The 13,709-nt window shown below is 69.4% G+C and carries 14 protein-coding genes and 3 pseudogenes; 10 read left to right on the forward strand and 7 right to left on the reverse strand.

Annotation, left to right across the window (positions count from 1 at the left end; genetic code table 11):
- The first annotated feature begins 34 nt into the window (after positions 1-34).
- The 4 genes and pseudogenes from test1122_RS05455 to test1122_RS26780 all read left to right on the forward strand — a co-directional run.
- A complete protein-coding gene (locus test1122_RS05455) occupies positions 35-172 on the forward strand; it encodes a hypothetical protein (RefSeq protein WP_232268015.1) in 138 nt (45 codons plus the stop codon).
- A 54-nt stretch (positions 173-226) separates the two neighbouring features.
- Positions 227-421: a hypothetical protein gene (locus test1122_RS05460; protein ID WP_232268016.1), complete on the forward strand. Its 195-nt coding sequence runs from the start codon at positions 227-229 to the stop codon at positions 419-421.
- Positions 406-465: pseudogene (locus test1122_RS26775) on the forward strand (hypothetical protein); the annotation flags it as partial. The gene test1122_RS05460 and the pseudogene test1122_RS26775, both read left to right, overlap by 16 nt.
- Positions 466-548: 83 nt before the next feature.
- Positions 549-728 (forward strand): annotated as a pseudogene (locus tag test1122_RS26780) (transposase); the annotation flags it as partial.
- A 374-nt stretch (positions 729-1,102) separates the two neighbouring features.
- On the opposite strand, the gene test1122_RS05465 reads toward test1122_RS26780, so the two are convergent.
- A complete protein-coding gene (locus test1122_RS05465) occupies positions 1,103-1,540 on the reverse strand; it encodes a hypothetical protein (RefSeq protein ID WP_232268017.1) in 438 nt (145 codons plus the stop codon).
- 101 nt (positions 1,541-1,641) lie between these two features.
- Here test1122_RS05465 and test1122_RS05470 point away from each other — a divergent pair, with 101 nt between their 5' ends.
- Complete coding sequence (locus tag test1122_RS05470) at positions 1,642-2,172, forward strand: zinc ribbon domain-containing protein (protein ID WP_232268018.1); 531 nt, start codon at positions 1,642-1,644, stop codon at positions 2,170-2,172.
- Positions 2,173-2,188: 16 nt separating this feature from the next.
- On the opposite strand, the gene test1122_RS05475 is transcribed toward test1122_RS05470, so the two are convergent.
- From test1122_RS05475 to test1122_RS05500, 6 genes and pseudogenes are all read right to left on the reverse strand, one after another.
- Positions 2,189-3,634, reverse strand: a complete 1,446-nt coding sequence (locus test1122_RS05475) for an FGGY family carbohydrate kinase (RefSeq protein ID WP_232268019.1) — start codon at positions 3,632-3,634, stop codon at positions 2,189-2,191.
- A 153-nt stretch (positions 3,635-3,787) separates the two neighbouring features.
- The gene (locus test1122_RS05480; RefSeq protein WP_232268020.1) at positions 3,788-4,201 is read right to left on the reverse strand and encodes a rodlin; all 414 of its coding nucleotides are present in this window, start codon (positions 4,199-4,201) and stop codon (positions 3,788-3,790) included.
- A 338-nt stretch (positions 4,202-4,539) separates the two neighbouring features.
- Positions 4,540-4,941 (reverse strand): annotated as a pseudogene (locus test1122_RS05485) (rodlin); the annotation flags it as partial.
- 585 nt (positions 4,942-5,526) lie between these two features.
- A complete protein-coding gene (locus tag test1122_RS05490) occupies positions 5,527-6,585 on the reverse strand; it encodes a methyltransferase domain-containing protein (RefSeq protein ID WP_232268021.1) in 1,059 nt (352 codons plus the stop codon).
- 137 nt (positions 6,586-6,722) lie between these two features.
- Positions 6,723-7,496 carry a TVP38/TMEM64 family protein gene (locus test1122_RS05495; protein WP_232268022.1) on the reverse strand — a complete coding sequence of 258 codons (774 nt, stop codon included), beginning with the start codon at positions 7,494-7,496 and terminating at the stop codon, positions 6,723-6,725.
- Positions 7,493-8,272, reverse strand: coding sequence for a class I SAM-dependent methyltransferase (locus tag test1122_RS05500; protein WP_232268023.1), 780 nt, complete (start codon positions 8,270-8,272; stop codon positions 7,493-7,495). Before test1122_RS05500 ends, test1122_RS05495 begins: the two co-directional genes overlap by 4 nt.
- Positions 8,273-8,472: 200 nt before the next feature.
- Here test1122_RS05500 and test1122_RS05505 point away from each other — a divergent pair, with 200 nt between their 5' ends.
- The 5 genes from test1122_RS05505 (at position 8,473) to test1122_RS05525 (ending at position 13,617) form a co-directional block, all read left to right on the forward strand.
- Positions 8,473-9,882, forward strand: coding sequence for a dihydrolipoyl dehydrogenase family protein (locus test1122_RS05505; protein ID WP_232268024.1), 1,410 nt, complete (start codon positions 8,473-8,475; stop codon positions 9,880-9,882).
- Between the two features lie 95 nt (positions 9,883-9,977).
- A complete protein-coding gene (locus test1122_RS05510; protein ID WP_232268025.1) occupies positions 9,978-11,393 on the forward strand; it encodes a radical SAM family protein in 1,416 nt (471 codons plus the stop codon).
- Between the two features lie 3 nt (positions 11,394-11,396).
- Entirely contained in the window at positions 11,397-12,185 is a 789-nt protein-coding gene (locus test1122_RS05515) for an MTAP family purine nucleoside phosphorylase (RefSeq protein ID WP_232268026.1), read from the forward strand.
- Complete coding sequence (locus tag test1122_RS05520) at positions 12,182-12,853, forward strand: TIGR04282 family arsenosugar biosynthesis glycosyltransferase (protein ID WP_232268027.1); 672 nt, start codon at positions 12,182-12,184, stop codon at positions 12,851-12,853. The genes test1122_RS05515 and test1122_RS05520 overlap by 4 nt, the downstream gene beginning before the upstream one ends.
- On the forward strand, positions 12,850-13,617 hold the full coding sequence (locus test1122_RS05525) for a TIGR04283 family arsenosugar biosynthesis glycosyltransferase (protein WP_232268028.1): 768 nt from the start codon (positions 12,850-12,852) through the stop codon (positions 13,615-13,617). Before test1122_RS05520 ends, test1122_RS05525 begins: the two co-directional genes overlap by 4 nt.
- Positions 13,618-13,709 lie beyond the last annotated feature (92 nt).

Consider the following 13,709-nt stretch of genomic DNA (forward strand, 5'->3'; position numbering starts at 1 on the left):
CGAAGATGCTCGGCAAGCGGCAGCGCGGCTCAAGGTGACCGTCCAGCACGTCTACAACCTCAACAGCAGCCGCGACGACTTCCCCAAGCCCGTATACCTCGGCCGCACCCCGCTGTGGCCCGTTGACCGGCTCGATGCCTGGCGCGCAAACCACCCGTTGCGCGGAAAGTAGGTCACCTATCCCGGTTCGGGAAGTAATTGACCTAAGAGGTTGTTGTGTCCGTTCGTGTCGGTGATCAACGTCACCAGCCTGCGGCCCCGCTCGCTGCTCAACTGGACCGGACTTCCCGTCAAAGCGTTCCTCGCCCTGGTCGCCCGCGTCGCCGCCCTACTACCCACCGAGACGGGGCGCGGGCGGCCGTGGGCGCCCCTGCTGGACAACCGCGTCCTGTTGGCCGCCATCGCGTGGCGCACAACCTGACCCACCGCCAACTCGCCGACATCTTCGGCGTCGGCGTCGCCACCGTCCACCGCATCCTCGACCGGCTCACGCCGCTGGTCGCCGGACTCCTCGAACACCCGGCGGCAGCCGATCGGACCTGTGGGTCGTGGACGGCACCCTCATCCCCGTTGAGGACCAGAAGCAGACCAAGTACTCCAAGAACTACCGCCGCAGCGTCAACGTGCAGTTCACCTTCCGCGCCCGCGACCGGCGCGGGGTCGCCGTCGGCGACGCCTGGACCGGCAACCGCAACGACATCGTGGTCTTCCGAGAAACCATGGCCGAACAGGTCAACGACCACCGGCTGATCATCGGAGACGGCGCGTACCGCAGCTACCCCGACGTCATCACCAGCAAGACCAAGAGCAAGCCGTTCGCCAAACGCCGGGCACGAGCCGAACACGGCATCGCCCGCCTCAAGGACTTCAAAGTCCTCCGCCGACACCGCCGGCGAGGCGAGGCGAGGCGAGGCGAGGCGAGGCGAGGCGAGGCGAGGCGATCAACGACACCACACGCGCCGTCGCCGTACTCCACAACCTCAAGATTGACTATGCATAATTACGGAACATATCTTAGCTTGACCGGGCAACCGTCCCCACGTTTCGATACGCCCGCCCCGGGACACCCAAGCCCCCGGGGGGCGCCGTTGCGGGAGGCATCTCAGGTTTCCGACATCCACGGGAAGCTACACCGGTCGTGGTCGATGAAGTGGCCGCTTGAGGTGTGGGTCCCGGGGCACAGCCGGAACACCACTTCCCTGCCCTCATCGAAGGACTTGTTCTTGTAGGCGTACCGGTATGCGCCCTTCGTGTGCCAGATGCGCCCCTCGCGCAACACGGTGCCGCTCTTGGTGCGGCTTCGCCATTTGATCACCGGGGACCACCCGTCGACCCTCTTGTCATAGGCGAAGAACCATTCGCCTTGCGGGGCGAAACAGGCGTGGCCGGTGCTGGTGGACTCGGTGCACACCCACGAGCGGCTAGAGGGTTCCGGGTCATTGGCGTGGTCGTGCTCGATGTGCCCGGAGGCCGATGCTGGCGACGACGTCAGGGTTAGCAGGATTGCGGCGCTCAGGGTCAGTGCGGTGCGTATGCGCATGGGGCTTCTCCCTTGTGGGACTTGGTCCAGGGAAGCAGGGATCCCGGCGTGCCGGTAGGGGGCCGCGGGGCCTCTGTTCCGGGTCTTCGGCTTGGGGGCGGGTGCGGGCCAGCGGCGGAGGTGACGGACTGATCGAGGACTGCGACATCCGCACCTGGTACCGGCTGTGGGGCAAGCGCCTGTCGCAGACCACGCCGGGCATGCTGATCTCCGCCCTCGATATCGAGTGCAAGGCGGCCGGGGGTCGGCTGGTGCGAGCCTCCACATGGTCAACGGCCCTGTCGCAGCACTGCTTGTGCGGCGAGCGCGTACGCAAGACACTGCGGGACCGCGAGCACAAGTGCATCGCCTGCGGCCTCGTCGGCAAGCGCGACCCCGTATCCGCCGCCCTCGCCACCTTCGGCCGCTTCACCGACGTGGACGACCCGAAGACCGCGTACCTGGACACCACCAGGTCGAGGCACGCACAGATCCTTTATGCAGAAGCGCTGGAAGAAGCGCTGCGGGAGTCAACCACACCGAGCCCGAAACCGCCCCGGCGGTCGGGTCGCGTGGCCACGCCGGAGCGCCCGGTCCCGGCACCGCGTGCAGTCCCCAGCTCACCCTTTGGTGAATTGCGGATCAAGTCTTAGGAGGGGCCAGCAGGGGCTAGAAGGCGTCCGGGTGGGTCTGGTCGCGTACGGCCGTGTACTGCTGGCGGACCGCCTGGCCGACCGGAAGGTCCTCGCCGGGGTCGAACAGCTGGCAGGCAGCCGCAGGCCACCGCGGAGGCTCCTGGGCGGGAAGCGTGCCCTGCGCGGCGCCCAGCGCCCAGGCGGCCTGGCGGGCGGCGCCCAGGGTGGTGTAGTCGGCGGGCTCGGGGACCACGACTTGGGCGCCGAAGAGCGCGGGAGCGATCGTCTGGACGGCGGGGAGCTCGGCGGCGGGGCCCAGCAGGAAGACCCGGCGTACCTGAACGCCACGGTCGCGCAGCACATCGAGGGCGTCGGTGAGCCCGCAGAGCATGCCCTCGAAGGCGGCCCGCGCCAGATGCTCCGGCTTCATGGACTCCCGGCGCAGCCCGGCCAGGGTGCCCGCGGTGTGCGGCAGCTCGGGGGTCCGCTCGCCCTCCAGATACGGCAGCAGTACGAGCCCGTAGGAGCCCGGCGTGGATTTGAGGGCCAGCGCGGAGAGGCCTTCGAGGTCGCAGCTCAGCAGCTCGGCCGTGCCGCGCAGCACCCGGACGGCGTTCAGCGTCCGCACCACGGGCAGATGCATCCCGGTGGCGTCGGCATAGGAGGTGATGGTGCCGGTCGGGTCGGCAAGGGCCTCATGGTGGACCGCCGAGACCGATCCGGAGGCGCCCAGTGAGACCACCGCGTCGCCGGGGCCGACGCCAAGTCCGAAGGCGGCGGCCATGGTCTCGCCGGTACCGGCCGAGATCAGCAGCCCTTCGGGGGTCTGTCCGGCGGCTTCCGAGGGGCCGATGACCTCGGGCAGCGACACCTGGTGGCCGAGGGCCAGCTCAACCAGGTCGGGGCGCCAGGAGCCGGTCGCGGCCGACCAGTAGCCGGTTCCGGAGGCGTCGCCACGGTCGGTGGTATGGCGGCCGGGCCGCCCCAGGAGCTGCCAGGACAGCCAGTCATGCGGCTGCAGCACCGCGGCGATCTGCTGTGCGGCCTCCGGCTCATGGCGGGCGAGCCAGCGCAGCTTCGCCACCGGCTGACTGGCCTGGGGGACCGAGCCCACGGCCTGGGCCCAGGCCTCCTTACCGCCGAGCGCGTCCACCAGATCGGCGGCTGCGGTCTGCGCCCGCTTGTCGTTGCCGACCAGCGCGGGCCGTACCGCGTTCCCGCCATGGTCGAGCGCGACGACGCCTTGGAGCTGTGCGGAAACCCCAATGGCCTCCACACCCTCCAGCAGCCCGCCGGCCGCGGCTTGGCCGAGTGACATCAGCCACGCCTGCGGGTCGATCTCGGTGCGTTTGCCCTCGCCCTCGCCCTCGGGCGTGGGATGCGGGGCGTACCCCTGCTTGATGACGGCACCCGTGTCCGTATCGCAGACGACGATGCGGGTGAACTCGGACGAGCTGTCCAGACCTGCGACTTTCCCCATGCAGGAGATGATGCCGCATTCCCGGCAGGAACCGGCCGCGGAGTACGGACCGGGTCTTCCCTTGGCCCTTCCCGCAGCCCGCGAAACGCACCGGGCCCCGGGCCGCCGAAGAGGACTCGGCGGGCCGGGGCCCAGCAGTGCCAGCGGTGCGGATCAGCGGCCGCGGGCGCTGACGGCGCCGTTCTCGGACAGCAGGTCGAGGTCCGACAGAAGATGCGCCAGCGGGTCATCGCCGTCGATCTGCGTGGAGCCCTCCGTACAGGCCTGGGCGTTGTTGCTGGTGAGGATGTCCTGCACGGTGATCGGAATGAGGCCGATGATGCTGCCCACATTCACCTTGCCCGGCAGCGCTGCGATACACAGCTTGTTCAGCGAGCCATTGACCAGGCTCATGTTCGGGCTCATGTAGCCGCCCGTGGTCGTGTTCCCGTACACCTGCTTCGCCTTGTTGCCGCTCTCCGAGGTGTGGGCCTGGTCACCGACCGCCATGGCAGGGGTGGCGGCAACACTGGTCGCACCAACGACAGAGGCCGCTACCGTAGCCGCAGCGAGCACCTTCTTGATCACGAGTCTTCCTTCCGAATCTGGAATGCCCCGCTGCCGGAGGTTTTGACGAATCACTCATCCAGCGGAGTCACGCACTTGGTCGAGCTGTGCTGCCCTCTGCTTGGCCCCCTGCCCCTGATCGCGTAACGCCTCAGTAGTCGCACTCGGAAGCGAATGGAGCAGCGGGACTGACAGCACTAGGGGGGAGGTTGCCTGAGGGCTGGGCCCGGGGCGGCGAAAAGGCTTCGGCGCGCCCCGGGCCAGTGCGGCGGTGATCAGCGACCGTGACCGCCGTGGTGGCCGTGCTTGCCGTGGTGGCCGTGCTTGCCGCCGTGGCCGTGGCCGCCCCTGTCGCTTCGGACGCTCGCCGCGCCGTTCTCGGACAGCAGGTCGAGGTCGGACAGGATGTGCGACAGCGGGTCGTCGCCGTCGACCTGCGTGGAGTTCTCCGTGCAGGCCTGGGCGTTGTTGCTGGTGAGAATGTCCTGCACAGTGATCGGAATGAGTCCGATCAGGCTGCCCACATTCAGCTTGCCCGGCAGCACCGCGATACACGGCTTGTTCAGCGTGCCGTTGATCAGGCTCATGTTCGGGCTCATGTAACCGCCCGTGGTCGTGTTCCCGTACTTCTGCGCCGAGCCATTGCCACTCTGTGAGGTGTGGCCCTGGTCACCGACCGCCATGGCAGGGGTGGCGGCAATGCCAGTCGCGCCAACAACAGAAGCCGCTACAGCAGCCGTAGCGAGCACCTTCTTGATCACGAGTCTTCCTTCCGAGTCTGGAATGCCCCGCTGCCGGAGCAAACTGCACAACTCAGATCAGGAGGAGAGGTTCTTACTGTTCACCCTCGCAGCCCATTTTGCGTATCTTGCGGTTAGTGTCATGAACTGCATGGAAACAGCCGATGGTTTTCTTCGCACGGAATCTGTGCCACACGAATGAGCCGAGCGAGTTATCTGGCACGGCCGTCCCGCGCCCAGGTTCGTACCGCTGTATACCCACGCACGGAGGTTTTCCACGAAGACTCTGGAAAGAATTGAACTCCTCGCGTTCCGGCCGGACGGGGAATCCATCGGAATTCAGGTGAAGCAGTCCTCGGACTGACAGGGGTCGCATCGCGCGCAACGCCGTGCGGCGCGGTCCCGGCAGGGGGCGGGAGAGGCAGCCCGCAGTGGCAGAAGCAGTGGCAGGAGCGGCCCGTCGGCTCACTCCGCTCACCGGTCAGCCGTCACCGACGGGGTCAGGTCTCCGGAGACGAGGGCAGGGGGTGAGCACACAAACGTGCACCGCCCGTCCCCGTCCCCGTGTCCAGTGACCAGTGGGACCGGTGACCACGCCGTCAGGTTTCAGCAGCAGCCGGATCCTGTCCCCGTCTCGTCCGCGGCGCGCTGGTCGGAGGGCGCGCACGGGAACAGGCCGAAGTGCGTCGCCTTGTCGCCGGTCACGGTGAAGTGTGCCGCGTAGCGGGTCGCGGAGAGCATGTCGGCGGTATTACCGCACACCAGCATCGGCTTGCCGGTGTGGAAGCGATGGTGGTCATCGAGGTCGAAGGCGTGCGGATGCTCCGGCAGAGTGCCGCGGTAGACGGCAACCTGCCCGTAGTCCTCACAGCGGTCCTCCAGGGGCAGTTTGAAGGCCCGGATGGTGCGTGAGGTGAACGCGGCGAAGCCGATCTTCCGCTCAATGTCCGGATCGCTGATCGTCACGGGGGAGGCGGTGACGGTGCGGGCGTCCAGGCAGCCGGTGCGCTCCAGGGAGCGGCGGAAGTCCTCCGTGTAGAGGGCGCCGGCGAGGCATTCACCGACCAGGACCGGGTCGTCGAGGAGTGCTGCGGGCAGGCGGCGGTCGGCGAAGATATCGGCGAAGTACAGCTCACCACCGGGCTTCAGCACCCGGAAGATTTCAGAGAAGACGCGCGGTTTGTCCGGAGACAGGTTGAGGACACAGTTGGAGACGACCACGTCGACTGAGCCGTCCACGAGGCCGGCGCCCGCCAGGTCTTCGATATAGCCCTGGTGAAACTCCACATTGTCGTAGCCGAATTGCTGAGCGTGCCAGTGCTGGTGGCGCCGGGCGACGGCCAGTTGCTCACCGGTCATGTCGACGCCGATGACCCGGCCGCTGGGGCCGACCAGCTGGGACAGCACATAGACATCGCGTCCGCTGCCGCAGCCCAGGTCCAGCACGGTCGCCCCGTCCAGGGCCGGCGGTATCGGTGAACCGCAGCCGTAGAAACGGTCCATGACCTCCTCGTGCACCCGGCCGAGGGCCGCGGCGATATGCGGCGGTGGCGCCGCATCCGTACAGCACGCCGAGGTCTTCAGATCCGCAGAGGACGCCAGCACCTTGCCGTAGTAGTCCTTGACCGCGTCCGCAACAGCGGCATCGGATATGTCGACCGTCATGTCTCTCCTGGTGGTGAGCTTGGATGTAAACGTCACGCACCGGTGAGAGAGGGCCACCGGTGCGCGCCATGCGACGGAAACCCGATGGGCCGGTGGGAGCATTCCCCTCCCTGCCGCCGGGACGGCCCACCGGATCGTCACCGGCTGCCGGCTGCCGCGCTGACCTCTGCTGTGCCCACCTCTGCTGTGCCGGCCTCTGCTGTACGGGACCGGAAGAGGCGTGCCCCCCACCAGCCGCCCACGCTCAGGGCCAGCAGTCCGGCCAGCGCGATCCACAGCACCGGGGAGTCCGGCTCACGCAGTGCCCCGCCGAGGCCGGTGTAGGCGAGCGTGCCGGGAATGATGCCCAGGGCGGTGGCCGTCACATAGGGCGCGAACCTGATACCGGCCGCACCGGCCCCGTAGTTGATCACGGAGAAGGGGAACAGCGGCAGCAGGCGCAGCAGCAGAACTGCTACGAAGCCGCGGCGGGACAGATGCGCGTCCAGCCGTGCGAGCCGTCCTGACCCCGCGTACCGGGCGATCGCCGGGCGCCCCAGCCACCGCGCCAGGCCGAACGAGAGCGCGGCCCCCGCGGTGGCCCCGGCCAGCACCACCGCCGTGCCCAGCGTGAGGCCGAAGAGTGCCCCGGCGGATGCGGTCAGCACGGATCCGGGCAGCAGCGCGGTCACCGCGAAGGCGTAACAGATCGCGAAGATCAGCGGTCCCCACAGGCCGAACGATTCAACCCACAGGCGGATGTCGCCCAGGAGTGCGCCGCCGCCCAGCGCCACCCAGCAGCCCAGACCCATCAACAGCACCGCGAGCACGATCAACTTGGCCATCGCTCCGCGGGCCTTGCCTTCCTGCGGGGGCAGCGGTGCGACGGACGCCTCGGCGGGGGGCTCGGACGGGACAGCCCGACGGGTCATGCGTACTCCTGTGTGATGTGATCAATCGAACGCTCCGCCACGACACGGCGCAGCGGCAGCTCCAGCCGTCGGCCCGGACGCGCCCAGTGGGCGAGGGCACGCTTGGCCGCGGCTGCACGCTGCGGCGTGAGCCCGGGCAGATAAAGGCCATCGACCAGCAGGGCCACGGCCTCGGGGGTCTCAAGACAGAGGGTGAACACCTGGCGTTCATCGGAGTGGACGAGGAAGCCCGACTCCCGCAGCAGCGTGGCGAGCGAGTCCCGGGCGCCCGGATTGGGCCAGGGTTGGTGCAGGGCCCGCAGGGTGTACATCACCCGGGCCCAGCCGAACATGCCGGACGCCGAGAGCCCGGACTGGGCGGGCACCAGGGCCGCGAGCACACCGCCCGGGCGCAGCACGCGCCGGATCTCGGCGAGCACACGTGGCAGCGGGGTGAGGACGGGCAGGCACATGGAGGCGCAGACGGCACCCACGGCGCCGGTCATCAGAGGCAGGGCATCGGCGTCCGCGCGGACAAGCGGCACCCGGCCGAGCCGGGCCGCCGTGCGGAGTTCTCCCTCGGAGGAGTCGACGCCGATCCAGTTGGCGTCCGGCAGCGACGCGCGGGTGGGCGCTGAACCGCAGGCGAGGTCCAGCACAGCTCCCGGTGGGGAGTTGAGGGAATCGGCGAGCCACGCGTGAGGGGAGGCGTCGGCATGCTGGAAGAGCCGCTCGGTGATGCCGGGGCGGGAGTCATGGTAATCCCCGATGTAACGGCGCCAGTCCCGTTCGTCCAACGGGGCGCTCCTTCCCTGCGTGCCGTGCGGTGTCCGCGGGGAAACCCTGTTCGGGCTCGCGGCATTCCGTCCGCGACACGCCGCCGAAAATATGTGCGCGGAGGGAAGGCTGGAGCCGTCACGGTGGGTTTCCCTGCAACGCCGCCGACTACGGCCAAGCCCGTCGGTGCCTGTCCCCGAGAGCCGGAGAAAATCGCACTATGAACGCATACGACCTGGTGGTCATCGGCGGCGGAAGCGCCGGTCTGACGGCGGCCCGCACCGCCGGGCGGTTCGGCGATCGCACCCTGCTGGTCGAGCGGGACCGGCTGGGCGGGGACTGCTTGTGGACCGGCTGCGTGCCCAGCAAGGCGCTGCTCCATGTGGCGGCCGAGGTGCGGACCGCCCGCAGCGTCGGGGTCTACGGGCTGGCCGCCGCATCCGGCCCCGCCGATCTGCCAGCGGCGATGGGGCACGTCAAGCAGGCGATCGCGGCGATCGAACCGCACGACTCCGCCGAGGCGCTCAGCCCGTTCGGGGTGGAGGTGGCCCACGGTCCGGCCGTCTTCACCGGGCCGCGCACCCTCACGGTGGGCAGTAGGGAGATCTCCTTCCGGTATGCGGTGATCGCGACCGGTTCCTCCCCGGCGCTGGTGCCGGTGCCCGGACTGGCCGAGGCGAATCCGCTGACCAGCGACACGGTTTGGGAGGTGGCTGAACTGCCTGAGCGGCTGGTAGTGCTGGGCGGGGGACCCATCGGCTGTGAGCTGGCCCAGGCCTTTGCCCGCCTCGGCTCAAAGGTGACGCTCATGGAGAAGTTGGACCGGCTGCTGCCAGGTGAGGAACCGCGCGCCTCACAGGTCACGCGGGAGCGGCTGGAGGCGGAAGGCATCACCGTCCTGACCGGCTACCGCGCCGAAAAGGTCGCCGACGGCGCGGTGTACGGCCCGGACGGCTCCATCGCGTACGACGCCCTGCTGGCCGTCACCGGCCGCCGCGCCAACACCGCGGAACTCGGCCTGGAGGCGGCCGGGGTGGAACTGACCGAGCAGGGCGCCGTCCAGGTGGATGACCGGCTGCGCACCTCCAACGCGCGGATCTACGCCGCCGGGGATGTCACCGGCCTTTCGGCCTTCACCCACCTGGGCGGCGTGCAGGGCGGGGCCGCCGCCACGGACGCGCTGCTCGGCGTGCGTCGCCGGATTGACTACACCTCGGTGCCCTGGGTGACGTACACCGATCCCGAGGTCGCCCGTGTCGGTCTCACCGCCGAGGAAGCGCGCCGGCAGCACGGCGACCGGGTACGGGTGCACTCCCTGGACAACGACCGGGTCGACCGGGCCGTCTCCGACGGCCGCACCGAGGGCTTCACCTCCCTGGTGCTCGGCCCGCGTGGCCGCATCGTCGGCGCCACGGTCGTCTCGCCGCGGGCCGGGGAGACGATCGCACATCTGGCGACCGCGGTCCGCCTGGGCTGGACGGCCTCGAACTACGCCAAGACCGTGCACCCTTACCCCACCTACGCTGACGGGCCCTGGCACACGGCCCTCACCGATGTCTACGCCCGCCTGGCCCGTGGCAGCCGGGCCATCGGGGCTCTGCTCGCCCTGCGCAGGCTGGTACGGCGGTGATCCGCGGTTCGTCTCCTCCCCCGGCGTCACCGACGCACACCGACGCACACTGACGCACACTGACGCACACAGCAAGGAAAGCAGGAAGAAAGCTGATGGGACTCGTGGCGACGCTGCGCGCCCTCGCGCGCACCACCCGCCCCTACGACCCGGAGTTCGCCGAGGCCATGGAGCGGCGCTGGGCTGAACTGCCGGATGTGGTCAGGACACCAGGGCAGATCATCGGCCGGCACGGCGTGGGCTGTGAGGGCACCCACGGCGTCTTCCCCAAGTGCAATCTGAAGTGCACCCCTTGCTACCACTCCCGCGATGCCAACCAGGTACGCGTCGACGGCCCCCACACCCGTGAACAGGTCGCCGCCCAGCTGGGGCTGCTGCGCAAGCTGCGCGGGCCACGGGCACACACCCAGCTGATCGGCGGCGAGGTGAGCCTGCTGCCGCCCGACGACCACGCCGCCACCCTTGCGATCATGCGCGAGCACGGCCGCGAACCCATGAGCTTCACCCACGGCGACTTCGACTATGACTACCTGAAGCAGCTGGCCCTCGGCCCGGATGGCACCAAGCGCTTCGCCCGGCTGTCGTTCGCCGCGCACTTCGACAAGTTCATGTACGGGCGGCGGGGTATCGAACGCCCCGAGAGCGAGCGGGCGCTGAACCCGTACCGCCGGCGCTTCACCGCGATGTTCGCCAGGCTGCGCCGCGAGAACGGCGTGCGGTACTTCCTCGCCCACAATATGACCGTCACCCCGGGCAATCTCGACGAAGTCGCGAACGTGATCCGCGACAGCCGTGATCTGGGGTTCGGCATGTTCTCCTTCCAGCCGGCCGCGTTCCTGGGCGATGAACGGCGCTGGAAGGAGGAGTACCGTCAGGCGACCCCGGACGCGGTGTGGGCGGAGGTCGAGCGTGGCGCAGGCACCCGGCTCGACTACAACGTGTTCCACAACGGCGATGTGCGCTGCAATCGCTCCGCCTACGGCTTCTACGTCGGCGACCGCTGGTTTCCCTTCCTCGACGGAGACGACCCGCGCGATCTCGCCGTGCGCGACGCGTTCTTCCGCCGCTTCGGGAAGGTGAGCTTCACCGGGACCCCGCCCGCCCTGCTCGCGGCCAGGCTGAGCCGCGTCATCGCCCGGCACCCGGGCACGATCGCCATCGCGCTGGGCTGGCTCACCCGCACGGTACGCCGGGTGGGCGTCGGCAGGCTGCTGCGGAACCGTTTCCGGATACGGCCGGTGACCTTCATCATGCATATGTTCATGGACGCCAAGGACGTCGCCCCGGCCTGGGAGCTGATGCAGCGCGGTGAGACCAGCGACGACCCGAGGCTGCGTGAGACACAGGAACGGCTGGCCGCCTGCCAGTACTCCATGGCACACCCGGCAGACGGCGCCCTGGTCCCAGCGTGCGTACAGCACTCCGTCCTCGACCCCGCCGAGAATGCGCAGTTGCGCACCCTGCTTCCGCTGGTCGAGGTCCGTACCCATCCCGCCGTCAAGGAGAAGTAACCCATGCGTATCGGTGTCATCACCGGCTCGGGGAATTACGAGTGGCCCCATCTCGAAGGAGCGGCGCAGCAGGCCGTCGTCACGGACCATGGCGTGGTCACCGTCACCGAGGGCCGTCTGAAGGACGCGGAGGTCGTGCAGCTGTCCCGGCACGGCGCGGGCCATCACCGTCTGTCGCACCAGGTCGACCACAGGGCCAACCTGGCCGCGCTGCGTGCCCGTAACGTCGAGGCGGTGATCTCCCTGACGGTCTGCGGGGCCGTCGACCCGGCCGTTCCGCCCGGCTCGCTGGTCGTCTTCGACGATCTGTACTTCCCGTCCAACCAGCTGCCCGACGGCTCACCGTGCACCTGGTACGACACACCGGGCGCGGCGGGCCGCGGACACTGGATCTTCGACCGTCCGTTCAGCGAGCCGCTGCGCCACGCCCTGATCACCGCCGCCGAACAGACCGGAGCGGCTGTCATCACAAGGGGGGTGTACGGGCATGTGAACGGCCCGCGTTTCAACAGCCGCCCCGAGATCGCCGCCCTGGCCGCCGCGGGCGTCACCGCGGTCAGCCAGACCGCGGGCCCGGAGGTGGTGCTGGCCGGGGAGGCGGAGGTGCCGATGGCGCTGGTCGGCTATGTCACCGACTATGCCAACGGCGTGGCTGCCGAACCGGAGCCGGTCGACGCGCTGCTGGCGCGGATGGCGGCGAGCAAGGAGACCTTCGCCGAACTGGTCGCACACGCCGTGCCGGAGCTGGGCACAGCGCCACCCGCCGGCTTTGTCTACCGGTTCGGCTCATGACGACGGCTGGCGTCCCGGCCGTACTCGTGATGGCGAAGGCACCCCGGCCGGGCACGGTCAAGACCCGGCTGCACCCGCTTCTGGGCCCCGAACGCTGCGCCGCTCTGCAGGCCGAACTGATCCGGCACACGCTGGCGGTGACGTCGTCATACGGGCTGCGTACCTATGTGGCGTACGCACCAGGCGAGGCCGAGGGCGAGGACAGCACCTGCGATCTGGCGCCGTCCGGTGTCCGGCCGTTGCTGCAGCGTGGTGGTGACCTCGGGCAGCGGCTGACGGCCGCCGTCACCGATGCCTACGCCGACGGCGCGGGCCCGCTGCTGGTCATCGGAACCGACGCGCCGACCCTGACCGGCGAGCTGCTGGCCGCCGCCCGTACGGCCCTGGAGGACCGGGATGTGGTGCTGGGTCCGGCGCTGGACGGTGGCTACTACCTGATCGGAATGCGCGGCCCGCACACCGGTCTGTTCGGCATCGACCCGGCCCTGTGGAGCACCGACCGGGTGCTGGCCGCCACCCGCGCCCGAGCCGATGAGCACGGGCTGAGCGTGCGTCTCCTGCCGCCGCTGCGGGACCTGGACACCCCCGAGGACGCGGCGGCGCTGCTCGCCGATCCGGGGCTGCCCGACCGTATCGCTGCCTTGCTGCACCCCGCGGAGCCCGTATGAACCGCGTGACCCGTATGAACCGTATGAACCGCATGAAAGTGTCGATCGTTGTGCCCGTCCTCAATGAGGCGGCTACGATCCAGACTGCGCTGAGCCGTCTGTGCCGCGACTTCCCCGACTGCGAACTCATCGTTGTCGACGGCGGCTCCACCGACGCCACCGCCGAACTCGCCGCCCGGCACGCCACCGTGGTGCACAGCGAGCGGGGACGGGCGAAGCAGATGAACGAGGGCGCCCGCCACTGCACCGGCGACGTGCTGTGGTTCGTCCACGCCGACACCCGGATCGACCCCGCCGCCCTCGCCCAGATCCGCACGGCCCTCACCGCCCCGCAGGTGGTCGGTGGCGGCCTGACGCTGCGCTTCGACCGCCGCAGCGCCGGGCTGAACTACCTCGCGTATACCTCCAACGCGCGCGCCCGCCATCTGCGCCACATCTTCGGTGACCAGGCCATGTTCATCCGCCGCAGTGTCTTTGACGAACTGGGCGGCTTTCCGGATCTGGCCATCATGGAGGACCTGGAGATGTCCCGCCGTCTCGGCCGGCGCGGACGCCTCGCCGTGCTGCCCGCCACATCAACGGCTTCGTCCCGCCGCCTGGTCGCGCACGGCACCTGGCGAATGATCGTCTTCATGCAGTACCTGAAACTGCTCTACTTCGCCGGTGTCGACCCCGAGCGCATCCGCCGCCGCTACAGCGCAGGGCCCCGCCTCTGGCGAAGGGACAGGAAGGATCCCGGACCCCGGCGGGTTCCCTGCCGGTGATGGCCCAGCACGCAGCCATCGCGGACGCGTCGCCCATGCCCGGCGTCCATAACCATCTGAACCACCCTGTTACCGCACCATCTTGGAGACGT

The sequence above is a fragment of the Streptomyces gobiensis genome (assembly GCF_021216675.1).
In the GTDB taxonomy this organism is placed as follows: domain Bacteria; phylum Actinomycetota; class Actinomycetes; order Streptomycetales; family Streptomycetaceae; genus Streptomyces; species Streptomyces gobiensis.

Bases quoted from the DNA above. Each gene is read 5' to 3' on its own strand.
- test1122_RS05465 (WP_232268017.1), bottom strand. From the start codon at position 1,540: ATGCGCATACGCACCGCACTGACCCTGAGCGCCGCAATCCTGCTAACC.
- test1122_RS05475 (WP_232268019.1), bottom strand. From the start codon at position 3,634: ATGGGGAAAGTCGCAGGTCTGGACAGCTCGTCCGAGTTCACCCGCATC.
- test1122_RS05490 (WP_232268021.1), bottom strand. From the start codon at position 6,585: ATGACGGTCGACATATCCGATGCCGCTGTTGCGGACGCGGTCAAGGAC.
- test1122_RS05495 (WP_232268022.1), bottom strand. From the start codon at position 7,496: ATGACCCGTCGGGCTGTCCCGTCCGAGCCCCCCGCCGAGGCGTCCGTC.
- test1122_RS05505 (WP_232268024.1), top strand. From the start codon at position 8,473: ATGAACGCATACGACCTGGTGGTCATCGGCGGCGGAAGCGCCGGTCTG.
- test1122_RS05510 (WP_232268025.1), top strand. From the start codon at position 9,978: ATGGGACTCGTGGCGACGCTGCGCGCCCTCGCGCGCACCACCCGCCCC.
- test1122_RS05515 (WP_232268026.1), top strand. From the start codon at position 11,397: ATGCGTATCGGTGTCATCACCGGCTCGGGGAATTACGAGTGGCCCCAT.
- test1122_RS05520 (WP_232268027.1), top strand. From the start codon at position 12,182: ATGACGACGGCTGGCGTCCCGGCCGTACTCGTGATGGCGAAGGCACCC.
- test1122_RS05525 (WP_232268028.1), top strand. From the start codon at position 12,850: ATGAACCGCGTGACCCGTATGAACCGTATGAACCGCATGAAAGTGTCG.